This is a genomic window from Plantactinospora sp. CNZ321, from assembly GCF_004217235.1.
In genome coordinates this window covers 2,537,738-2,560,015 of the sequence record NZ_SHKQ01000001.1, presented here as the reverse complement: position 1 = coordinate 2,560,015, position 22,278 = coordinate 2,537,738, and the positions used below count along the sequence as shown (strand labels likewise).

Annotated in this window: 20 protein-coding genes; 4 read left to right on the top strand and 16 right to left on the bottom strand. The window is 73.2% G+C overall.

Going from position 1 to position 22,278, the window contains the following annotated elements:
- Window positions 1-38: 38 nt before the first annotated feature.
- From tsaD to glmS, 10 genes are all read right to left on the bottom strand, one after another.
- Window positions 39-1,085 (bottom strand): tRNA (adenosine(37)-N6)-threonylcarbamoyltransferase complex transferase subunit TsaD, encoded by a 1,047-nt coding sequence (gene tsaD / locus EV371_RS11460; protein ID WP_130462020.1) that lies wholly within the window; start codon window positions 1,083-1,085, stop codon window positions 39-41.
- Entirely contained in the window at window positions 1,078-1,548 is a 471-nt protein-coding gene (rimI, locus tag EV371_RS11455) for a ribosomal protein S18-alanine N-acetyltransferase (RefSeq protein ID WP_130465828.1), read from the bottom strand. Before rimI ends, tsaD begins: the two co-directional genes overlap by 8 nt.
- 113 nt (window positions 1,549-1,661) lie before the next feature.
- Window positions 1,662-2,366, bottom strand: coding sequence for a tRNA (adenosine(37)-N6)-threonylcarbamoyltransferase complex dimerization subunit type 1 TsaB (gene tsaB / locus EV371_RS11450; protein ID WP_130462019.1), 705 nt, complete (start codon window positions 2,364-2,366; stop codon window positions 1,662-1,664).
- A gap of 90 nt (window positions 2,367-2,456) precedes the next feature.
- Window positions 2,457-3,143 carry a uracil-DNA glycosylase gene (locus tag EV371_RS11445; protein ID WP_130462018.1) on the bottom strand — a complete coding sequence of 229 codons (687 nt, stop codon included), beginning with the start codon at window positions 3,141-3,143 and terminating at the stop codon, window positions 2,457-2,459.
- A 66-nt stretch (window positions 3,144-3,209) separates the two neighbouring features.
- Complete coding sequence (gene tsaE / locus EV371_RS11440) at window positions 3,210-3,713, bottom strand: tRNA (adenosine(37)-N6)-threonylcarbamoyltransferase complex ATPase subunit type 1 TsaE (RefSeq protein WP_130462017.1); 504 nt, start codon at window positions 3,711-3,713, stop codon at window positions 3,210-3,212.
- A 9-nt stretch (window positions 3,714-3,722) separates the two neighbouring features.
- Window positions 3,723-4,790 (bottom strand): alpha/beta fold hydrolase, encoded by a 1,068-nt coding sequence (locus EV371_RS11435; RefSeq protein ID WP_486484930.1) that lies wholly within the window; start codon window positions 4,788-4,790, stop codon window positions 3,723-3,725.
- 365 nt (window positions 4,791-5,155) lie between these two features.
- Window positions 5,156-6,286, bottom strand: a complete 1,131-nt coding sequence (alr, locus tag EV371_RS11430; RefSeq protein ID WP_130462016.1) for an alanine racemase — start codon at window positions 6,284-6,286, stop codon at window positions 5,156-5,158.
- 65 nt (window positions 6,287-6,351) lie between these two features.
- Window positions 6,352-7,824 carry an NAD(P)H-hydrate dehydratase gene (locus EV371_RS11420; RefSeq protein ID WP_130462015.1) on the bottom strand — a complete coding sequence of 491 codons (1,473 nt, stop codon included), beginning with the start codon at window positions 7,822-7,824 and terminating at the stop codon, window positions 6,352-6,354.
- Between the two features lie 94 nt (window positions 7,825-7,918).
- Window positions 7,919-8,287 carry a holo-ACP synthase gene (locus EV371_RS11415; RefSeq protein WP_130462014.1) on the bottom strand — a complete coding sequence of 123 codons (369 nt, stop codon included), beginning with the start codon at window positions 8,285-8,287 and terminating at the stop codon, window positions 7,919-7,921.
- Window positions 8,288-8,356: 69 nt separating this feature from the next.
- A complete protein-coding gene (gene glmS / locus EV371_RS11410) occupies window positions 8,357-10,258 on the bottom strand; it encodes a glutamine--fructose-6-phosphate transaminase (isomerizing) (protein WP_130462013.1) in 1,902 nt (633 codons plus the stop codon).
- A 253-nt stretch (window positions 10,259-10,511) separates the two neighbouring features.
- Here glmS and EV371_RS11405 point away from each other — a divergent pair, with 253 nt between their 5' ends.
- Window positions 10,512-11,657 (top strand): MmpS family transport accessory protein, encoded by a 1,146-nt coding sequence (locus EV371_RS11405; protein WP_130462012.1) that lies wholly within the window; start codon window positions 10,512-10,514, stop codon window positions 11,655-11,657.
- Between the two features lie 32 nt (window positions 11,658-11,689).
- Window positions 11,690-12,886: a pyridoxal phosphate-dependent aminotransferase gene (locus tag EV371_RS11400; RefSeq protein ID WP_130462011.1), complete on the top strand. Its 1,197-nt coding sequence runs from the start codon at window positions 11,690-11,692 to the stop codon at window positions 12,884-12,886.
- A gap of 57 nt (window positions 12,887-12,943) precedes the next feature.
- On the opposite strand, the gene EV371_RS11395 is transcribed toward EV371_RS11400, so the two are convergent.
- Entirely contained in the window at window positions 12,944-13,600 is a 657-nt protein-coding gene (locus EV371_RS11395; RefSeq protein WP_130462010.1) for a PadR family transcriptional regulator, read from the bottom strand.
- Between the two features lie 91 nt (window positions 13,601-13,691).
- Here EV371_RS11395 and EV371_RS11390 point away from each other — a divergent pair, with 91 nt between their 5' ends.
- Both EV371_RS11390 and EV371_RS11385 read left to right on the top strand, forming a co-directional pair.
- The gene (locus tag EV371_RS11390; protein WP_130462009.1) at window positions 13,692-16,514 is read left to right on the top strand and encodes an FtsX-like permease family protein; all 2,823 of its coding nucleotides are present in this window, start codon (window positions 13,692-13,694) and stop codon (window positions 16,512-16,514) included.
- 80 nt (window positions 16,515-16,594) lie between these two features.
- Entirely contained in the window at window positions 16,595-17,260 is a 666-nt protein-coding gene (locus tag EV371_RS11385) for an ABC transporter ATP-binding protein (RefSeq protein ID WP_486484929.1), read from the top strand.
- 23 nt (window positions 17,261-17,283) lie between these two features.
- Here the strand turns inward: EV371_RS11385 and glmM are convergent, their stop codons facing one another.
- The 5 genes from glmM to EV371_RS11360 all read right to left on the bottom strand — a co-directional run bounded on the left by glmM (window position 17,284) and on the right by EV371_RS11360 (window position 22,204).
- Window positions 17,284-18,642, bottom strand: a complete 1,359-nt coding sequence (glmM, locus tag EV371_RS11380; protein ID WP_130462007.1) for a phosphoglucosamine mutase — start codon at window positions 18,640-18,642, stop codon at window positions 17,284-17,286.
- Window positions 18,643-18,753: 111 nt separating this feature from the next.
- Window positions 18,754-19,206 (bottom strand): 30S ribosomal protein S9, encoded by a 453-nt coding sequence (gene rpsI, locus EV371_RS11375; protein ID WP_130462006.1) that lies wholly within the window; start codon window positions 19,204-19,206, stop codon window positions 18,754-18,756.
- Between the two features lie 20 nt (window positions 19,207-19,226).
- On the bottom strand, window positions 19,227-19,670 hold the full coding sequence (rplM, locus tag EV371_RS11370) for a 50S ribosomal protein L13 (protein WP_130462005.1): 444 nt from the start codon (window positions 19,668-19,670) through the stop codon (window positions 19,227-19,229).
- 231 nt (window positions 19,671-19,901) lie between these two features.
- The gene (locus tag EV371_RS11365; RefSeq protein WP_130462004.1) at window positions 19,902-21,353 is read right to left on the bottom strand and encodes an MFS transporter; all 1,452 of its coding nucleotides are present in this window, start codon (window positions 21,351-21,353) and stop codon (window positions 19,902-19,904) included.
- 152 nt (window positions 21,354-21,505) lie between these two features.
- Window positions 21,506-22,204 (bottom strand): methyltransferase domain-containing protein, encoded by a 699-nt coding sequence (locus tag EV371_RS11360; protein WP_130462003.1) that lies wholly within the window; start codon window positions 22,202-22,204, stop codon window positions 21,506-21,508.
- Between the last annotated feature and the right edge of the window lie 74 nt (window positions 22,205-22,278).

The following is a 22,278-nucleotide window of genomic DNA, read 5'->3' as shown; positions in this document are numbered from 1 at the left end:
CCATCACGCTCCCCACCGCCCTCGACGCCGCCGGAACACTACACGCTGACGATCGTGAGCGGCATGGCGGAATCCGCGGGCAGGTCCAGTCGGCTCGGCGCCACCCCCGCGGCGACCAGGTGCGAGCCGAGCGCCGCGACCATCGCGCCGTTGTCGGTGCAGAGCCTGGGCCGGGGTACCCGGACCCGGATGCCGTGTTTCGCCGCCCGCTCCTCGGCCAGCGCCCGCAGCCGGGAGTTCGCCGCCACGCCTCCGCCGAGCACCAGTGTCTCGACGCCCCGGTCCCGGCAGGCCGCGATCGCCTTGCCGGTCAGTACGTCGCAGACCGCCTCCTGGAACGAGGCGGCCACATCCGGCACCGGCACCGGCTCACCGGCCCGCTGCTTCGCCTCCACCCAGCGGGCCACCGCCGTCTTGAGCCCGGAGAACGAGAAGTCGAACCGGTGCGCGGCGAGATCCTTCGGCGCGGTCAGCCCGCGCGGGAAGGCGATCGCGTCCGGGGTGCCGGAGCGTGCCTCCCGGTCGATCGGCGGACCGCCCGGGAACGGCAGCCCGAGCAGCCGGGCCACCTTGTCGAACGCCTCCCCGGCGGCGTCGTCGATGGTGGCGCCGAGTGGGGTGACCCCGGCGGCCAGGTCGTCCACCAGCAGCAGCGAGGAGTGTCCACCGGAGACCAGCAGTGCGATCGCCGGCTCGGGCAGCGGGCCGTGTTCGAGGGTGTCCACCGCGACGTGCGCGGCCAGGTGGTTGACCCCGTACACCGGCTTCTCGGCGGCCAGCGCGTAGCCCTTGGCGGCGGCCACCCCGACCAGCAGCGCGCCGGCCAGGCCGGGGCCGGCGGTGACCGCGATCGCGTCGATGTCGGCCAGGGTCACGCCAGCGTCGTCCAGCGCGCGGCGCATCGTCGGCACGATCGCCTCAAGGTGCGCCCGGCTGGCCACCTCCGGCACCACCCCACCGAACCGGGCATGCTCGTCCACACTGGACGCCAGCGCGTCGGCGAGTAGCGTGTGTCCGCGTACGACACCGACGCCGGTCTCGTCGCAGGACGTCTCGATCCCGAGGATGAGTGGTTCGTCAGCCATTGTCCGCCCGCTCCAGCTCGACCTGCATCACCAGCGCGTCGGTGTTGCTCGGTTGGTAGTAGCCGCGCCGCACGCCCACCGGCTCGAAGCCGTACGCCGCGTAGAGCCGCTGGGCCGGAGCGTTGTCCACCGCCACCTCCAGCAGTACCCGGCGTACGCCGCGCCGGGTGGCCTCGGCCAGCAGCTCGACCAGCAGCATCCGGCCGATGCCGGTCCGCTGGGCGTCCCGCCGCACGGCCACGTTCTGCACCCACGCCTCGTCCGGCGGGACGACGGCGAGCCCGGCGTACCCGATCAGCGCGTCGGTGGCGTCCAGCGCCGCGAGATAGTAGTGCCGGTTCGCCAGTTCGTTCCAGAACATCGCCGCCGACCACTGCTCGACGCCGAACAGCTCCGCCTCGATCGGCAGCGCCTCGGAGATGTGCCACCAGCGGAACGGGCCCAGCCTGACCGTGTGCGCCATGCCCTCGTCGACCACCGCCCGCACTGAACCCTTTTCCACCTCCCCGTGCGGTCCGGCCGAACGCAGGTTCGGAGGCGGTGCCTGAGCGCCACGCGGTTCAGGTTGAAAAGGGTTCACTGGAGGACCGGCTTGCGCCCTGCCGCCGCCACCGCGTCCGGCCGGCGCAAATAGAGCGGGGTGAGCTGGTCACCGGGGGCGCCGGCCCGGACCCGCTCGGCCGCCAGCTCCGCCAGGGCGTACGGCGGAGGGTAGAGCGGCCCGGCTCCCGGTGGCAGCCCGAGGATGTCGGCGTACCGGCGGGCCCCCTCGCCGACCGCGACCCGGACACCCAGCTCCCTGGCCCGCTCGGCGACGGCGGCCGGGGTGTCGACCTCCGGCCCGGCCAGCCGTTGGCCGGCCAGGTCGTAGACCGCCCAGTAGATCTCCCGGCGCCGGGCGTCGGTGGCCACCAGCACCGGCCCCGACTCCGCAGCCGCCGCCCCGGACCGCGGGTGGGTCGCGGCGTGTCCGATGGCGTCGAGCGAGGGTACGCCGTAGGTGGGGATGCCCAGCGCCTGCCCCATGCTCGCCGCGGTGACCAGGCCGACCCGCAGCCCGGTGAACGGCCCGGGTCCGACCCCGGCAACCACGGCTGCCAGGTCGGCCGGGCGGGCACCGGCCTCGGCGAGCAGCTCGGAGACCTGCGGCGCGAGCAGTTCGCCGTGGGCCCGGGCGTCGACGACGCTGCGCTCGCCGCGCGGCGCGACCGCGTCGGCGGTGATCTCCGCCAGCGCGGCGGTCACCGCCGGGGTCGAGGAGTCCAGCACGAGTACGAGCACATAGGCACCCTAACCGGACGGTCCCCCGGCGCTGGGCGCGCCCCGGGGCGATGGCGGCGGTGAGCCTCGGTGCGCTGAGAGCACCACCCGTCAGCGGACCGACAGGTCCCAGTCGACGGTGGGCCGGCCGGCGTCCGCGAGCGCCTTGTTGCAGGCGCTGAAGGGGCGACTGCCGAGGAACCCACGCGGGTTCATCGGGCTCGGGTGGCCGGCCTCCAGCACCACGTGCGCCGGATTGGTGACCAACGCGGCCTTCTTGCGCGCGTATCCGCCCCAGAGCAGGAAGACGATCCGCTCCGGGCGGGCGTCGAGGGCCTTGATGGTGGCGTCGGTGAACGCTTCCCAACCCTTGTTGCCGTGCGAGCCCGGGGCCGCCTGCCGGACGGTCAGCACCGCGTTGAGCAGCAGCACGCCCTGGCTCGCCCAGCGGGTCAGGTTGCCGCTGCGCGACACCGGCACCCCGAGGTCGTCGGCGAGCTCCTTGAAGACGTTGCGCAGCGACGGCGGCACCGAGACACCGTCCCGGACGCTGAAGCTGAGCCCGTGCGCCTGCCCCGCCTTGTGGTACGGGTCCTGACCGAGGATCAGCACCCGGCAGTCCTCGGGCGCGCAGAGCCGGTAGGCGGCGAAGAGGTCCGCCAGGGGCGGGAAGACGGTCTGGGTCGCGTATTCGCCGGCGACGAACTCGCTCAACGCGGCGGTCTGGGCCGCGTCGAGGTGCGGGTCCAGCGCCACCCGCCAGGCCGGAGGCAGCAGGGCTGGAAGATCCAGGGTCATCGGTAACCTTTCGAGCGCCGCGAACGTTTCCCGCACTCTAGAAGTCCGGTACGACAGCCGGAAACCTCAGCGCAGCCCGGCGAGCCTGTCGGCCCAGTCCCCGCCGACCGGCACCAGCTCGATCCGCCGGGTGTCGTCGTCCCGCCGGTCGATGAGCACCCGCAGATGCGTGTCGGCGAGGTGCTCGACCATGCCCTCCCCCCACTCGACCACGGTGACCGCGTCGTCCACCGAGGCGTCCAGGTCGAGATCGTCGATCTCGGCCCGGGGGTCGACCGCACTGCCCAGCCGGTACGCGTCCGCGTGTACCAGCGTCACCCGGCCACCTCGGGCCGGATCGGGCCGGTGCACCCGGGCGATGACGAACGTCGGCGAGGTGATCTCGCCGCGTACCCCCAGCCCGGCGGCGATCCCCTGCACCAGGGCGGTCTTGCCGGCGCCCAGCGGGCCGGTGAGCACCAGCAGGTCCCCGGTGCGGAGCAGCCCGCCGAGCCGCCGCCCGAACTCGTGGGTGTCCGCCACCGTCGGCAGCTCGTGGACCAGTTCGGCACCGTGCAACGCGTCTCTCATCCGGACAGCTCAGTCCCTTCCTCGGCCGGGCAGCCGGTCGAGGAAGTCCAGCAGTGCCGTGTTGACCTCGTCGGCGTGTTCCAGCATCACCACGTGCCCGCTGTCGGGCACCTTGACGTACTCGGCGTCCGGCAGCCATCCGACGATCTCCTCGGAGTGGGTGACCGGAGTGATCATGTCGCGCTCACCCACGATGACGAGCGTCGGCGTGTTCCGCAGCGCGGCCAGCACCGGATAGCGGGCATGGGTGTAGATGGTGCGCAGGTAGCGGGCCACCGTCTCGGTCGAGGTCCGCGAGTTCATCCTCTCCACATAGGAGACCAGCGCCGGGCTCGGGGTCGGGGTGCCGAAGCCGTACCGGCGGGTGAGCAGCCAGGCCAGGTTTGCCGAGGCGCGCCGGGCCCGGTCGATCATGCTGCCGGTCAGCCGGGTGGCGTTGTCGACCACCGGCAGCAGTGGTGCGCCGGCCCGGGCCACGATCGTCGGAAGGCCGAACTTCGTCTCCGCCACCAGCCCACCCGAGGTGGCCATCAGCACCGTGCCGATCACCCGCTCGGCGAACAGCTCCGGATAGCGCTCCGCGAACGCCATGACGGTCATGCCGCCCATCGAGTGCCCGATCAGCACCAGCGGCCCGGTCGGCGCCGTCCGGTCGATCACCGACCGGAGCGTCTCGCCGAGCGACTGAAGCTGGTACTCGCCGGACTTCAGCCGGCCGGACCGGCCGTGCCCCGGCTGGTCGTAGAAGACCATCCGGTCCTCGCCCAGCTCGGTGAGGATCTTGCGCTGGAAGTGGAAGGTCCCCATGTCCAGGCAGAAGCCGTGCACGAAGACCAGGGTCGGCCGCCCCGGACCGGCCGGCGGCCCGACCAGTTCCACATGGATGTCGGTGCCGTCGGGGGTGGAGACGGTGCAGGACTCGTCGTAGGGCAGCGCCCCGAACGGCTCCGCCGCGTACCGGTCGCCGGGTGCGGTCTTGGAACGGCGTACCACGGCCCGCTCGGCGGCCACCCCGGCGGCGATGCCGGCCGCCGCGACCCCGGCCGCCGCGCCGATGAGGCCGGCCACCCGGAGAATTCCGGTCCGGTTCTGGGTACGCCCGGACGGCTGCCGCTGCACCGGCAGCCGGGACACTCGCAACCCCGGCTCACTCCTCGCACTCACGACGCGCTCCGAGTTCGTGACTGCGGGGCTCGCAACCCCGGCTCACTCCTCGCACTCACGACGCGCTCCGAGTTCGTGACTGCGGGGCTCGCAACCCCGGCTCACTCCTCGCACTCACGACGCGCCCCGAGTTCGTGACTGCGGGGCTCGCAACCCCGGCTCACTCCTCGCACTCACGACGCGCCCCGAGTTCGTGACTGCGGGGCTCGCAACCCCGGCTCACTCCTCGCACTCACGACGCGCTCCGAGTTCGTGACTGCGGGGCTCGCAACCCCGGCTCACTCCTCGCACTCACGACGCGCTCCGTCGTAGATCCGGGGTACCCGGACCCCGCCGAACCGGGTGACGATCTCGTAGTTGATGGTGCCGACCGCCTCGGCCCAGTCGTCGGCGGTCGGTCCGCCGTCCGCGCCGCTGCCGAAGAGCGTCGCCACGTCGCCCGGGGCGACCGGGTCGTCGCCGCAGTCCAGCACGATCTGGTCCATGCAGACCCGACCGGCGATCCGCCGCCGGGCACCGGCGAGCTGGACCGGGCCGACGTTCGAGGCGTGCCGGGGCACCCCGTCGGCGTAACCCAGCGGCACGACGGCCAGGGTCGTCTCCCGCTCGGTCCGGTAGGTGTGCCCGTAGGAGATCCCGGTGCCGGCCGGTACCCGCTTGGTGAGCGTCACCCGGGCCCGGGCGGTCATCGCCGGCCGCAGCCCGAACCGCTCGCCCGGCACCGGCGACAGCCCGTACATGGCGATGCCGGGGCGGACCAGGTCGAAATGGGTGTCGGGCCGGGTCAGCGTGCCCGCCGAGTTGGCCAGGTGCCGGTAGCGGGGGCGCAGCCCGGCCCGCTCGGCCAGGGCCAGTCCCTCGGCGAAGACCGCGAGTTGCCGGTCGGTGGTGGCGTTCGTGGGCACGTCGGCGCAGACCAGGTGGCTCCAGACCCCGACCACCTCGATCAGCCCGTCGGCCTGGGCCTTCGCCGCCGCGTCGAGCAGCTCGGGCCAGTCGTCGACGGTCGCGCCGCCCCGGGACAGGCCAGTGTCGATCTTGAGATGGGCCCGGGCCGGTCGGCCGGCCTGCTCGGCGGCGGCGGCCAGCTCGGCGAGCTGGCCGAGACTGGCGGCGGCCAGGTCGATCCCGGCGGTAACCCCCTCGTGCAGCGCCAGCCCGGGCGCCAGCAGCCAGGCCAGCACCGGCGCGGTGATCCCGGCCCGGCGCAGCGTCAACGCCTCGTCCAGGGTGCAGACGCCCAACCAGTCCGCTCCGGCGTCGAGCGCCGCCCCGGCGACCGGCAGCATGCCGTGGCCGTACCCGTCGCCCTTGACCACGGCCATCAGCTCGGCGCCCGTCCCGGACCGCAGTCGGGCGACGTTGTCGCGGATCGCGTCAAGATCGACACGTACCTCGGCCTGCCACATATGTTCAGCCTACTGAACAGTAGATCGAATGTGCCCCGGGTGGCGTGACCAGGACAGTCCGGCGGTCACCGGGGCAGCCTGGCGATCACCGGGCGCAGCGCGGCGACCACGTCGGCGGCGATCACCGGGCCGCGCCGGGCCGCCTCCTGGCCGGCCAGACCGTGCAGGTAAGCGGCGGCGGTCGCCGCCCGCTCCGCCGGCAGGCCGGCGGCGAGCAGCGAGCCGAGCAACCCGGCGAGTACGTCCCCGGTGCCGCCGGTGGCCAGCGCCGGGGTACCGGTCGGGTTGGCGAAGGCCCGTCCGTCCGGGGTGGCGATCACCGTCCGGTCGCCCTTGAGGAGTACCACCGCGTTCATCCAGGTGGCCAGTTGCAGCGCGGCCCCCACCCGGTCGCCACCGGGCGGCTCACCGCAGAGCCGGGCGTACTCGCGGTCGTGCGGGGTGACCACGATCGGCGCGTCCCGGTCCCGCAGCCGCTCCGCCATCGAGCCGTCCACCAGCAGGGTGAGCGCGTCCGCGTCCAGCACCACCGGCACCGGGGCGGCGAGTACGCAGCGCAGCTCGGTGGCGGCGGTGGCGTCGGTGCCGAGCCCGGAGCCGCAGACCCAGGACTGCACCCGGCCGGCGTCGTTGACCCGTTCGGCGGCGACCACCGACGGATAGCGGCGCAGCACCTCGGCACGGGCGCCACCGGCGTACCGGATCATGCCGGTCGGTCCGGCGACCGCGCCACCGACCGAGAGCACCGCCGCACCCGGGTACGTCGCCGAACCCGTGGCCAGCCCCACCACGCCCCGGCTGTACTTCTCCTCCTCGGGACCGAGCCGGGGCCACCAGTCGCACACGTCCGACCACTCGGTGACCCGTACCGCCGCGGTACCCCGCAGCCACGGGCCGAGCCCGATGTCGACCAGCTCGACCTGCCCGGCCCGGGGTGCGGCCGCCCCGACCACCAGGGCGGGCTTCAGGCAGCCGAAGGTGACCGTCAGGTCGGCGGTCACCGTGCTGGGCAGGCCGACGGAGCGCGGCACGTCGCCGGTGTCCACCTCGACCCCGCTCGGCACGTCCACCGCCACCACCGGCGGCCGGTCCCCGGAGCGGCCGGTCAGGCCGGGCAGTCCGGCCACCAGCCGGGCCGCCGGCTCGCGCAGCCCGCCCGAGCCACCGATCCCGACGATCCCGTCCAGCACCAGGTCGGCGCGGTCCGGCAGCCCGTCCACCACCCGCCCGCCGGCCGCCCGGAACGCGGCGAGGCCGCCCTGGTGCACCCGCCCGGAGGCCAGCAGCACCGCACTCACCGCCGCGCCCCGACCGGCGAGCCGGGCACCCGCGAAGAGGGTGTCGCCACCGTTGTCGCCGGAGCCGACGAGCAGCAGCACCCGGGCACCGTAGACCCCGCCGCCGCGCTCGGCGAGCAGCCGGGAGCAGTGCCCGGCCAGCCCGCCGGCGGCGCGTCGCATCAGGGTGCCGGCCGGCAGCGTGTCCATCAGGGCCCGCTCGGCGGCGCGCACGTCCGCCACACGCCACGCCGCCCTCATCGCTGCGCCGCCCTCGTCACGCTGCCGCCCTCATCGCTGCGCCGCCCTCGTCACGCTGCCGTCCGCATCACGCGCCGCCTTCGCTGCCTGGTCCTCATCGCTCCGCCACCACCATCGCCGAGGCGATCCCACCGTCGTGCGACAGCGACAGGTGCCAGCGCTGTACCCCGCGTTCGGTGGCGGCGGCGGCGACGGTGCCGGCGACCGTCAGCCACGGCCGCCCGTCCGGGTCGGCGACCACCTCGCAGTCGTGCCAGTGCAGCCCGGCCGGGGCGCCCAGCGCCTTGGCCACCGCCTCCTTCGCGGCGAACCGGGCGGCGAGCGACTCGGCCGAACGCGGATTACCCGACACGGTGACCCGTTCCGCCTCCGTGAAGAGCCGGTCGGCCAGCAGCGGGGTGCGGGCGAGCGCCCGGGCGAACCGATCCACCAGCACGACGTCGATGCCGACCGCGACGATCACCGCCTCACCCTACCGGCGGGCACCGCACCGCACACTCCACCGTGGCCGGCCCACTCCACCGTTGCCGGCTCACTCCACGGTTACCGACTTGGCCAGGTTGCGCGGCTGGTCGACGTCGTGCCCCCGGGCAGCGGCGATCTCGCAGGCGAGCACCTGCAACGGCACCGTGGTCACCAGCGGGGCCAGCAGGGTCGGGGTACGCGGTACGTAGATCAAGTGGTCCGCGTACGGCGCAACCGCCTCGTCGCCCTGCTCGGCGATCACGATCGTGCGGGCGCCCCGGGCCCGGATCTCCTGGATGTTGGAGACGATCTTGTCGTGCAGCATGCCCCGACCGGCCGGGGACGGCACGATGCAGACCACCGGGGTGCCCTGGTCGATCAGCGAGATCGGGCCGTGCTTCAACTCGCCCGCCGCGAACCCCTCGGCGTGCATGTAGGCGAGTTCCTTGAGCTTGAGCGCACCCTCCAGGGCGACCGGGAAGCCCACGTGCCGGCCGATGAAGAGCACCGTCGGCGCGGTCTTGAGCTCGCGGGCGAGTTCCCGTACCGGTTCGATGCCGGCGAGCAGTTCGCGGAGCTTCTCCGGCATCTCCTGGAGCTGGTCCACCACCGCGGCCACCTCGTCGGCGTACTTGATGCCGCGCACCTGGGCCAGGTGCAAACCGATCAGGTAGCAGGCCACCACCTGGGTGAGGAACGCCTTGGTGGAGGCGACCGCGACCTCTGGACCACCGTGCGTGTAGAGCACGGCGTCGGACTCGCGGGGGATGGTGGAGCCGTTGGTGTTGCAGATCGCCAGCACCCGGGCCTTCTGCTCCTTGGCGTGCCGCAACGCCATCAGGGTGTCCATGGTCTCGCCGGACTGGGAGATCGCCACGACCAGGGTGGACCGGTCGAGGACCGGGTCGCGGTAGCGGAACTCGCTGGCCAGCTCGACCTCGCAGGGGATCCGGGTCCAGTGCTCGATGGCGTACTTCGCCACCATGCCGGCGTGGTAGGAGGTGCCGCAGGCGACGATGAAGATCTTGTCGGCGTCCCGCAGGTCCTGGTCGGAGAGGCGGACCTCGTCCAGCACGATCTCGCCGGTCTCCTTGAGCCGGCCGAGCAGGGTGTCCGCGATCGCCTGCGGCTGCTCGGCGATCTCCTTCAGCATGAAGTAGTCGTAGCCGCCCTTCTCGGCGGCGGAGGCGTCCCAGTCGATGTGGAAGTCCTTGCCGGTGGCCGGCGCACCGGTGAAGTCGGTGATCTCGATGGCCTCCGAGGTGATGAGTACGACCTGGTCCTGACCCAGTTCGACCGCGTCCCGGGTGTGCTCGATGAACGCCGAGACGTCGCTGGCCAGGTAGTTCTCCCCGACCCCGCGCCCGACCACCAGCGGTGAGTTGCGTCGGGCCCCGACCACCGCGCCGGGGATCGCGGCGTCCACCGCGAGCAGCGTGAACGCCCCCTCCAGCCGCTGGCAGACCTGCCGCATCGCGGTGGCCAGCAGCGCCGGCCCGTCGGGCTCGCCTGCGGCGCGCAGCCGGGCGAGCTCACCGGCGAGCAAATGCGCGGCGCACTCGGTGTCGGTGTCGCTGGTGAACTCGACGCCGTCGGCCTCCAGTTCGGCGCGGAGCTTGGCGAAGTTCTCGATGATGCCGTTGTGGATCACGGCCACCCGGCCGTCGGCGGCCCGGTGCGGGTGGGCGTTGCGGTCGGTGGGCCCACCGTGGGTGGCCCACCGGGTGTGCCCGATTCCGGTGGTCCCGGCGCCGATGCCGAATGCGGCACCGTCGTCGGTCGCCGGCCGCTCGGCGAGCGCCTTCTCCAGGTTGGCCAGCTTGCCGGCCCTCTTCTCGGTCAGCAGCTCGCCGTCGGAGACGACCGCCACGCCGGCCGAGTCGTAGCCGCGGTACTCCAGCCGCCGCAACCCGTCCAGCACGATGCTCAGCGCCGGCCTGGCGCCGGCGTAACCCACGATTCCGCACATGGCCCGCAGCCTAACCTAAGTTCGCTCATCTAGCCTGCTCGAAAGGTGCCTGTTCGATCACCGAATCTGCTCGGTATCCTGGCCCGCCCGGAGAACCGGGCGAGCACCCGTTCTGCCAGCCCGCCCGCCCTTCACCGGTACATCGCGGCCAGCGAGGACGAGGTACCGTGACTGGCGCATTCGTTGCCATCTCCTCCGGCGCCTCCCCTGCCCGCCGCCCCCCTGCTGTCCGCCATATCTGGAGTCAGACCCGATGACCGACTCGCCGCCTCCGCCCAACCCGTACGACCCCTCCGCCGAGCACGAGCCGCCGACAACGAAGTTCGGCCCGCCACAGCAGCCCCGCCCGGACAACCCGGCCGAGGAGGAGGACGACGCCCCGACGACCAGGTACGCCCCGCCGCAGCCCCCCGGCTACGGCCAGCCGCCCCAGCCGGGCACCTACGGGCAGCCCCCGGCCCAACCGGGCGGGTACGGCCAGCCGCCGGCCCAACCGGGCGGGTACGGCCAGCCGCCGGCCCAACCCGGCACGTACGGCCAGCCGCCGCAGGCCAACCCGTACGGGCAGCCGGCCTGGGGGCAGCCGCCGCAGGCGGCCGGGTACGGCCAACCCCAGCAGCAGCCGAATCCGTACGCCCAGCCGCAGCAGCCCAACCCGGGCCAGCCGCCGGCCCCGGCCTACGGTGCCGGCCCGGCGTACCCGCCGCAGTCCGGCCCACCAGCCACGCCATACCCCACCAGCGGGGCGCCGAACCAGCAGGACGCCGGTTACGGCGTCTACCCGCCGCAGTCCAGCCCTCCCGGGACCGACCCCTACGCGGCGGCCAGCGCCGGCGGCTACCCCGGATACGGCCAGCCGGGGCAACCCGGACAGCCGGGACAGCCCGGACAGCCCGGGTACCCCGGCGGACCGTTCCCGCCGGCACCGCCGAAGAAGAGCAACAAGACCATGATCATCGTGATCGTGGGCGTGGTGGTGGTCGTACTGCTGGCCTGCGTCGGCCTCTGCCTCGGCCCGCTGTCGTTCATGGACCGGTTGCGGGACTCGGTCGAGACGAGCCTCGACGCCACCCCGGGCCCGTCCACCGGGGACGGGCAGGACGGGGGCGACCGGGGCAGCAGCGGCCAGACGGTGGTCTACGAGGTGACCGGAGAGGGCCGGGTCGCACTCTCCTACATCGACGGTGCCGGCAAGCAGGTGCACTCCTCCTCGGTCGAACTGCCGTGGCGGAAGGAGGTCAAAATCCCCGAAAACAAGCTGAAGACGGTGGTGGCGATCCGCACCGGCGGTGGCTCCGGCGACATCTCCTGCAAGATCACAGTCGATGGCGAGGTCACCGTGGACAAGGCCTCCAGCGGCAACTACGCGACCGTCACCTGCTCGGACTTCGGGATCTGACCCGATGGCGTACGCCCCTCTAGGGTGACGGGGTGACGACAACGGACTCCGATCCCCTGGTCCGCCGGATGCGCCCGTTCGGCACCACCATCTTCGCGGAGATGTCGGCGCTGGCGGTGCGTACCGGCGCGGTCAACCTGGGGCAGGGCTTTCCGGACACGGATGGGCCACCCGAGATGCTCGCGGCGGCGGTGGCGGCGCTGCACGGCGGGCAGAACCAGTACCCACCCGGTCCGGGCGTCCCGGCGCTGCGCGCCGCCGTCGCCGCACACCAGCGCCGGTTCTGGGGCCTGGACTACGATCCGGACGGGCAGGTGCTGATCACCGCCGGGGCGACCGAGGCGATCGCGGCGGCGATCCTCGGACTCTGCGAGCCCGGCGACGAGGTGGTCTGCTTCGAGCCCTACTACGACTCGTACGCCGCCTCGATCGCGCTGGCCGGCGCGGTCCGGCGGCCGGTCACGCTCCGCCCGGTCGAGGACGGCCGGTACGCCTTCGACCCGGCGCAACTGCGTGCCGCCTTCGGGCCACGGACCCGGCTGGTGCTGCTCAACTCTCCGCACAACCCGACCGGCAAGGTCTTCGACGCCGAGGAGCTGGCGCTGATCGCGCGGTTGTGCCAGGAGTTCGGCACCCTCGCGGTCACCGACGAGGTGTACGAGCACCTGGTCTTCACCGACGCCGGTACGCCGCACATCCCGCTGGCCACCCTGCCGGGCATGTGGGAGCGGACCCTGCGGATCTCCTCGGCGGGCAAGACGTTCTCCTGCACCGGCTGGAAGATCGGCTGGGCCAGTGGGCCGGCCCCACTCGTCGCGGCGACGACGCGGGTCAAGCAGTTCCTCACCTTCGCGGGCGGCGCGCCGCTGCAACCGGCGGTCGCGGTGGCGCTGGCCCTGCCGGACGGCTACTACCACGATTACCGGGCCGACCTCCAGGCCCGGCGGGACCAGCTCTCCGCCGGTCTGGTCGAGGCCGGGTTCGAGGTGCTGGTCCCGGACGGGACCTATTTCGTCACCGCCGACATCACCGCGCTGGGCGGGCGGGACGGGGTGGAGTTCTGCCGTTCGCTGCCGGAGCGCTGCGGGGTGGTCGCCGTGCCGACCCAGGTCTTCTACGACCAGGTCGAGGCGGGACGACGGCTGGTCCGGTTCGCCTTCTGCAAGCGCCCCGAGGTCCTGGCCGAGGCCGCGACCCGGCTGCGCACCCTGCGCAGCGCCACCGGCTGACGACCCGGGGCAGGCACGCCGCACCGCGCTGCCGGCCGACGCGCGTCGCCGGGCCGGTCAGGCACCCTCGGCGAGATCCTTCGGCGCCGGTCCCGAACGGTCGCGCGCCGAATCGGCCAGCCCCGGACGGTCGCGCGCCGGGTCGGCCGCTACCGGCGGGGTCGGTGTCGCCCGGCCGGCCGGGACACGTATCCGGGCACCGTCCAGCAGGGCCGTCTCGGCGTCGTCGAGGAAGGCCAGGTCGGCCTCGACGTGCCGGCTCGCCGCGGAGAGCAGCAGGCCGACCACGACGTCGGTCGCCTCCCGGCGCAGCGTGCCGAGGTTGCGCAGCTCGCGTAACAGGTAGCCGCGCTGGTTGGCGAGGACGGTCCGCACCACCTCCGCCGAGCCGGATCGGGCGGCGGCGGTCACCTTGAGGAAGAAGTCGTCCCGGAACCCGCCGCTGCGCGGGCTCGGCTCGGCCAGCCAGCGGGACAGTTCGACCCGACCGGCCGGGGTGACCTCGTAGACCACCCGGTCCGGCTTGACCGGCTGCGCCTGCCGTTCGGCCCGGACCAGTCCGTCCCGGGCGAGCCGGTCGAGGATCTGGTAGAGGTGCCCGATGTTCAGCTTTCCCCACTGTGGACCGACCGCCGACTCGAAGGCACCCTTCAGCTCGTAGCCGTAGCTCGGGCCGTCGGCGAGCAGCGCGAGTACCGCGTGCTGGATGGCCATGCCTGTTCCACCTTCCGGCCGGACCCGCGGCCTCTTGCATTGTCACAATGTATGCCGCAGAGTGTTCCTGCGGAAGACAAGGAGGCGGCCGGTGCTCCGATTCGTCTGGCGGCAGCTGCGGGTCCGGCTCGGACGGTCACTCGCCCTGTTGGCCGGTGTGCTCGTCGCGACCACCGGATTCGTCGTACTGACCGGCACCACCACCACCTCCCAACTGCGCCTGAGCGACCAGGTGCAACGTGAAACCCGCGCCGCGTACGACATTCTCGTCCGGCCGAACGGCACCCAGACCGACCTGGAGGCCCAGCGGGGTGTCGTCCGCCCCAACTACCTCTCCGGGCTCTTCGGCGGCATCAGCATTGACCAGTACGAGCGGGTGCGCACGGTCGACGGCGTCGACGTCGCGGCTCCGGTGGCGATGCTCGGCTACTCCCTCCACGAGATGTGGGCCGACCTCGACCTCACCGACGCGGTGGACCGGTCCGCCGAACGGCAGGTGATCCAGGCTGACCTCACCTTCCTGGCCGAACGCGGCCTGTCCCGTACGGCGGCGAAGCCGCGCTACGTCTACCTGACCCGGAACCCCCTCGCCTACCCGGTCATGCGCGACGGCGAGTTCCCGAAGCTGACCCCGTACACCGACGGCCGGGCATACCCGATGGACGTCTGCGAGAGCGGGTGGATCGTCCCCCGGGAGATCTTCCCGGACGGGCACACCGAACCGATCTGCAACGTGAGCCCGGAGCCGACGCTGTCCCGCGTCACCCCGGAGACCGAATACGCCGAAGTCCTGGTCGCCCGGCTGCTGCCCGACGGCCGGTTCGAGAACTCGCCGCACGCTCCCACCGGCAGTCAGGGCGGCCCGGCCACGGTCAGCGACCGCCTGGTGCTGCCGGTGCGGTGGTTCGCTCCTTTCCTGCTCGCCGCCGTCGACCCACCGGCCGAGGACCGGCTGGTGGGCCTGGCCGGCGCGATGCTGGCGGGCCGACCGCTGAGCTCGGACGACACGACGGTCCAGGACCGGCGCTTCGGTCCGGAGTTCCTGAACGTCCCGGTGGTGGCCAGCAGCCGTCCCTACCTCGACGGCACCGTCAGGGCCAACCTCACCCGGCTGCGGCCGGACCCGATCGCCGGCCTCCAGCAGGCCCCACTCCTCAACGCGCTGGCCGGTGCCGAGGGCGAGCCGGCCGGTACCGCGACCGCCGACCCGACCGGCGGCTACCAGGACCAGATCCGGACCGCGATCCGGGAGAAGACCGCACCCGGCTGGCTCTCCCCGGTCGTCCAGGCCGGTCCGATCGGGTACGAGCCGCTGCCCGACGGCAGCCTGCGCCCCAGGGTCACCGAACCGGACCCGGCGGTGTACCGAGGCTCCGAGGTCGGCACGTACCCGGCGCCCTGGCTCGGCGGGGACGTCGCGTTCCGGCCGCTGCGCCAGCTTGGCCAGCCGGACCAGCAGTCCCGTCCCGGAATGGGCTGGCAGCCGGTCGGCATGTTCGACCCGGAGCGGTTGACCGCGTTCAGCGCGCTCTCCGAGGTCCCGCTGGAGACCTACGCCCCGCCGTCGGCCGTCGGGGCCGACCCACGCAGCCGGGACGCACTCGGCGACCGGCCGCTGCTGCCGGGCGGCAACCCCAGCGGCTACTTGTCCAGCCCACCACTGCTGCTGACCAGCCTCGCCGCGGTACCGAAACTGCTCGACGGCGGTACCGATCCGCAGCGGGTCGCCCCGATCAGCGCGATCCGGGTCCGGGTCGCCGGGGTCTCCGGCTACACCGAGGAGGCCGAGCGGCGGGTCCGGCTGGTCGCCGAGCGGATCGCCGCCCGTACCGGACTGGATGTCGACGTCACCTTCGGGTCGTCGCCGGCGCCGCAGACCGTCGAGCTGCCCGCCGGCTCGTTCGGCCGGCCCCCACTCACCCTGACCGAGGGCTGGTCCTCCATCGGCGTGGCATCGGTGGTCGTCCAGGCGGTGGACCGGAAGAGCGTCGTACTGTTCCTGCTCGTCCTCGCCGTCTGCGCCCTCTTCCTGGCCAACGCCGTCTCCGCCGCCGTCCGGGACCGCCGGACCGAGCTGGCGGTGCTCGCCTGCCTCGGCTGGCCGGCCCGGCGGATCGGGGCGGCGATCCTCGGCGAGGTGGCACTGATCGGCCTCGTCGCCGGGCTGCTGGCGCTGCTCCTCGCCGCCCCACTCGGCGCGGTGCTCGGCGTCGACGTCGGCTGGCGGCGGGCCGCGCTCGCCGTACCGGTGGCGCTGCTGGTCGCGGCCGTCGCCGGCGCCGGGCCGGCACTGCGGGCCGCCCGCTCCCACCCGGCCGCCGCGCTCCGGCCGGCCGTCCCGATGGTCCGCCGAACCCGTCGGGTACGCGGGGTGCTGGGCCTCGCCTGGCTCAACCTGACCCGGGTGCCGGGCCGGGCCCTACTCGGCGCCGGAGCGCTCGGCATCGGGGTGGCCGCATCCACCGTGCTCGCCGCGGTCAACCACGCCTTCCGGGACACCGTGCTGGGCAGCCTGCTCGGGGACACCGTCTCGGCGACCGTCCGCACCGCGGACACGGTCGCCGCCGTCGCCACCGTGCTACTCGGCGCGGCGGCCGTCGCCGACGTGCTGTACCTGAACATCCGCGATCGGGCGGCCGAGCTGGCCGCACTGCGCGCCACCGGCTGGTCCGAGTCCGCGCTGACCCGGCTCGCGGCGTACGAGGGAGGCGGGATCGGCCTGCTCGGCGCGGTGGCCGGTACGGCGGTCGGGCTGGCCGGCTCCGCCGCGTTGATCGGCGGGCTCTCCACCGGAGTCGTCCTCACCGGGGTCGGCACCGCCGCCGCCGGAGCGCTGGTCGCCTGCCTGGCGGCGCTCGTCCCGGCGGCCCTGCTACGCCGGCGTCCCGCCGGTCACCTGCTAGCCGAGGAGTAGCCATGCCGGACACCGGGGTCCCGGTCATCATCACCGCGCTGACCAAGCGGTTCTCCGGCGGAGAACTCCCGATCGTCGCGGTGGACGAGCTGTCGCTCGACGTGGCCGCCGGCTCGGTGCTGGCACTGACCGGGCCGAGCGGCTCCGGAAAGTCCACCCTGCTGCACCTGGTCGGGGCGATCGAGGCGGCCGACTCCGGCTCGATCGTCGTCGGCGAGCAGGAGATCACCCGGCTGGGTCGCCGCGCCCTGGCCGGGTACCGCCGAAGTGTGGGATTCGTGTTCCAGCGCTACCATCTGCTGCCCGCCCTGACCGCGCTGGACAACGTGCTCGCGCCGGTGCTGCCGTACCGGGTCGGCTACGACCGGACGGCCCGGGCCCGGGAACTGCTCGACGCGGTCGGGCTCGGCGGCCGGGAGCGGGCGCTGCCGGCGCAGCTCTCCGGCGGCCAGCAGCAGCGGGTCGCGGTGGCCCGGGCGCTGATCGGCGGGCCGACGCTGCTGCTGGCGGACGAGCCGACCGGCAACCTCGACTCGGCCACCGGCGGGGAGATCCTCGACCTGCTGCTCCGGTTGCGCGACGAGCGGGGCGTCACGATCCTGCTGGCCACCCACGAACCGCACATCGCCGCCCGGTGCGACCGGCTGGTCCGGCTCCGGGACGGCCGGGTCACCGAGGACCTGGACCTCATTGGCGGCGACGGCCCGGACGACACCCTGGCCCGGGTCAGCCAGCTCCGGCTCTAGAACCTCCGGCTCCAGGGCCTCCGTTACGCCGGCACCGGGCTGGCGGTACGCACCTCGGCGGCGATCCGCTCCGCGATGTCCCGGGCCAGCTCCAGGGTGGGCGCCTCGACCATCACCCGGACCAGCGGCTCGGTGCCGGAGGGGCGGAGCAGGACCCGGCCGGTCTCGCCCAGCTCGGCCTCGGCCCGCTGCACCGCGCCGAGTACGCCCGGCGCGCCGGCTCCCACGGTCCGGTCCGCGACCGGCACGTTGATCAGCACCTGCGGCAGCTTGGTCACCACCGAGGCCAGCTCGGCGAGGGTACGGCCGGTCGCCGCCATCCGGGACATCAGGTGCAGCCCGGTGAGGACCCCGTCGCCGGTGGTCGCGTACGCCGGCAACACCAGGTGCCCGCTCTGCTCGCCGCCGAGGGCCAGCCCGGAGGCGCGCAGCTCCTCCAGCACGTACCGGTCGCCGACTTTGGTCTCGACCAGCCGGATGCCGGCGGCGGACATGGCGAGCCGGAGCCCGAGATTGCTCATCACGGTCGCGACCAGGGTGTCCTGGCTCAGCGTCCCGGCCTCCCGCATGGCCAGCGCCAGGATCCCCATGATCTGGTCGCCGTCCACCTCGCTGCCGTCGGCGGCGATCGCCAGGCACCGGTCGGCGTCGCCGTCGTGCGCGATCCCGAGGTCGGCACCGTGCTCTGCGACGGCGGCCCGCAGGTCGTCGAGGTGCTGCGAGCCGCAGCCGTCGTTGATGTTGAGCCCGTCCGGCTCGGCGTGGATCGCGATCACCTCGGCACCGGCCTCCCGGTACGCCACCGGGGCGACCTCCGAGGCGGCGCCGTTGGCGCAGTCGACGACGACCTTCAGCCCGTCGAGCCGGTGCGGGATCGTGCCCACCAGATGCTGTACGTAGTGCTCGGCACCGTCGAGCAGGTCGTGTACCCGGCCGACGCCGGCGCCGGTCGGCCGCTGCCAGCCGGCGGTGCCGTTCGCCTCGACGGCGGCCTCGATCCTCAGCTCGACGTCGTCGGGGAGCTTGTGCCCGCCGGCCGCGAAGAGCTTGATCCCGTTGTCCGGCATCGGGTTGTGCGAGGCCGAGAGCATCACCCCGAAGGATGCCTTCGCCTCGCCCACCAGGAACGCCACCCCCGGCGTGGGCAGCACACCGACCCGGACCACGTTGGCTCCGGCGCTGGTCAGTCCGGCCACCACCGCAGCCTCCAGCATCTCGCCGCTGGCCCGGGTGTCCCGGCCCACCACGGCGAGTGGCGGATGGCTCCGGTCGGCCTCCGCGAGGGTGTGTGCGGCCGCCACCGCGACCGCGAGTGACAACTCGGGGGTGAGGTCGGCGTTCGCGCGTCCGCGTACGCCGTCGGTGCCGAACAGTCGCCCCATGCGCGGAACCTCCGGGAAGCGCACCAGTGGAAGACGAAACGGCCGGACACCGCCGTCGCGGAAGGGGGCGGGGTCCGGCCGTACGTCAGACGTACAAGGTGTTGCCGCTGATCAGCGCTTGGAGTACTGGGGCGCCTTGCGCGCCTTCTTGAGGCCGTACTTCTTGCTTTCCTTCTCCCGGGCATCCCGGGTGAGGAAGCCGGCCTTCTTCAGCGCGGGGCGGTCGTCGGGGTCGTTGGCGATCAGCGCCCGCGCGATGGCCAGCCGCAGCCCGCCGGCCTGGCCGGTGGTGCCGCCGCCCCGCAGGTTGGCGATGACGTCGAACGCCTCGGCCTTCTCGGCGGTGACCAGCGGCTCCTTGATGAGCTGCTGGTGCACCTTGCTCGGGAAGTACGCCTCCAGCTCACGACCGTTGCAAGTGATCTTGCCGCTGCCGGGGACGATCCGGACCCGGACGATCGCCTCCTTGCGGCGGCCCACGGTCTGGATCGGCCGGTCGCCACGAGGAGCCCGGGCCACCGGGGCGGGCACCGGGGCTTCGGTGGTCGCGATGGTGTCGGTCATGCTGTTTCCTTCGCCCGCGCTCACTGCGCGATCTGCTTGATCTCGAACGGCACCGGCTGCTGCGCGGCGTGCGGGTGCTCGGCACCGGCGTAGACCTTCAGCTTCTTGATCAGCTTACGGCCGAGCTTGTTGTGCGGGAGCATGCCCTTGACGGCCAGCTCGATCGCCCGGTCGGGACGCTTGGTCAGCAGCTCGTCGTAGCCGACCTGCTTCAGACCGCCCGGGTAGCCGGAGTGCCGGTAGGCGACCTTGGTGTGCCGCTTGTTGCCGGTCAGCGCCACCTTGCCCGCGTTCACGACGACGACGAAGTCACCGGTATCGACGTGCGGCGCGAACGTCGGCTTGTGCTTGCCCCGCAGCAGCGTGGCAACGTGGGAGGCCAGACGGCCCAGCACGACGTCTGACGCGTCGATGACGTGCCACTGACGCTCGATCTCACCCGGCTTCGGGCTGTACGTACGCACAGGTCTACCTTGTCTCGTCGTCGGTCTGGGGTCGCGCACCGGTCGCCAGGCACGCGCAAACGACCAAGCGTACCCGGGAAAGGCACGCCCGCGGATGTCACGTGAAAACTTGGGTGTCACACAACAGCAGGCAACGATACCCGGTCGCCCACACCCCGGTCAAAACGGGTGCAGGGAAGGGCCCCCGGCTACAACAGAAAACGATATACGGGGGCCTTCCCTGCACGCAGGTCATACGCCGGGGAGGCGGCGGGGGGACGGACGGAGATAGACCGCCCAGGTCAGCCCGAGGCAGAGGGCGTACCAGGCGATGAAGGCGAGGTAGGCGGCGTCGGCCGAGGAGTACGCCAGGAACGACTGCCGGAAGGCGATGTTGACCAGTACGCCCCCGAACGCGCCGACCGCCCCGGCGATCCCGATCAGGGCGCCGGAAAGCCGCCACGCCCGGCGCTGCGCGGTGTCCGGGTCCAGCTCGCCGGTGGCCACCGACCGGGCCGCCCGGGCCCGGAAGATCGCCGGGATCATCTTGTACGTCGATCCGTTGCCCAGCCCGGAGAGCACGAAGAGCCCGACGAACCCGATCAGGTAGAGGGTCAGCGAGCGCTCCCGGGAGGCGTGGTAGACCAGTCCGGCGCCGGCCGCCATCGCGGCGAAGGTCGCCAGGGTCACCCGGGCGCCGCCGTACCGGTCGGCCAGGTACCCGCCGACCGGCCGGACCAGCGAGCCGACCAGCGGCCCGAGGAAGGTCAGGTACGCCGCGTCGAGCGGGGTGCCGAACCGGTCCCCGAACTGCACCAGCAGCACCTGCCCGAAGGCGAAGCCGAAGCCGATGAACGACCCGAAGGTGCCGATGTAGAGCGCGGACATCACCCAGGTGTGCGGGTCCCGGGCAGCCTCCCGGAGCGCCCCCCGCTCGTTGCGAATCCCGGTGATGTTGTCCAGGTAGCGGGCCGAGGCCAGCGCGGCGAGCACGATCAGCGGGAGGTAGACCGCCGGCACCAGGCGCGGGTACGCGGCACCCGCCGTGGCCAGCACCGCCAGCCCGACGAGCTGGACGGCGGCCACCCCGATGTTTCCGCCACCCGCGTTCAGGCCCAGCGCCCAGCCCTTGAGTCGCTGCGGGTAGAAGAGGTTGATGTTCGCCATCGACGAGGCGAAGTTGCCGCCGCCGACCCCGGCCAGGCAGGCCAGCACCATCAACGTGCCGTACGACACCCCGGGCTCGATCAGGATCGCCATCGGCAGCGCCGGCACCAGCAGCAGCAGCGCGCTGACGATCGTCCAGTTCCGCCCGCCGAACCGGGCCACCGCCAGGGTGTACGGCAGCCGCAGCGTCGCGCCCAGCGCCGCCGGTACGGCGGTCAGCAGGAACTTCCCGGCCGGGTCGATCCCGTACTGCGGGCCGAGGAAGAGGACCAGGACGGACCAGAGGCTCCACACCGAGAAGCCGACGTGCTCGGCGGCAACCGAGACGATCAGGTTGCGCCGGGCGATCGGGGCTCCGGTCGTACGCCAGAACTCGGGGTCCTCCGGACGCCAGTCGTCTAGCCGGTGCCGGCGGGCGGGCACGGGCGCGGTGGTGGCGTCCGGTGCCGGAAGGATGCCGGCGCGTGCCGGGGCGGAGGCCGTGCTGTCGGTACCCGGGTCGGCCGTCGGGCCGGTCGCGGCGGCAGTACTCGTCATGCCGGCCGAACGTAGGAGCACCGGGTTTCCCGGCGGTTCGGACGTGAAGTCGTGGCGGCAACGGTCGGCGCACGGCGGGCCGCGGCGGACGGTGAGATCTGCCGCCCCGCCCCCCGTGGGCGCTCAGATGCTCTGCGGTATCGCGTTGCCCGTCACAGCTCGCGCCGGCCGCCGAAGACGGCGAACCGCCACGACTTGTAGAAGCAGTCCACCCCGACGAAACCGGCCTCGACCAGCCATCGGCACTGGTCCGGCATCGGCGCCGGGCGGTCGTGCAGCATCCGCTCCCGGGCCGCGGCGATCTCCGCCTCAGTGGCACCGAGCGCGGTGACCTGGGCCAGCCACACCTGGTCGTACCGGGAGTCCAGGTCGGGGGTGCTGCCGGCCACCTGTTCGGCGTTCACGAAGACCCCGCCGGGGACGAGTACCTGCCGGACCCGGCGGTAGAGGTCCCGCTTGTCGGCGTCCGACAGGTGGTGGATGGCGAGCGCGGAGACCACCGCGTCGTACGGGCCACCCGGCAGCGGCGTGGTCAGATCGGCGACCACCGTCTCGTGCGGTACCCCGCGCCGGGTCAGGTGCCCCTCGGCGACCGCGAGCATCGCCGGGGCACCGTCGAGCAGTGTGCTCCGCACCCCGGGTACGGCGGCGCCGAGCAGGATCGAGAAGAGCCCCGTCCCGGCGCCGAGGTCGAGTGCGGCCGGTACCCGGCCGGACGCCAGCGCCCGGCGCAGCGGCGGAGCGGCCACCTCGACCGCGGTGCCGTAGAAGTCGTCGAAGCATGGCACGAGCCGGCGTCGGGACTCGTCGTACGACCCGGCCACCGCGTCGAAGAGCGACACCACGGCCATCTGGAGTGCCTCCTGAGGTGTGGAACGGCCTTGCACATCATAGATCCACTCCTCCGGAGCCGACCCGTTGCGCG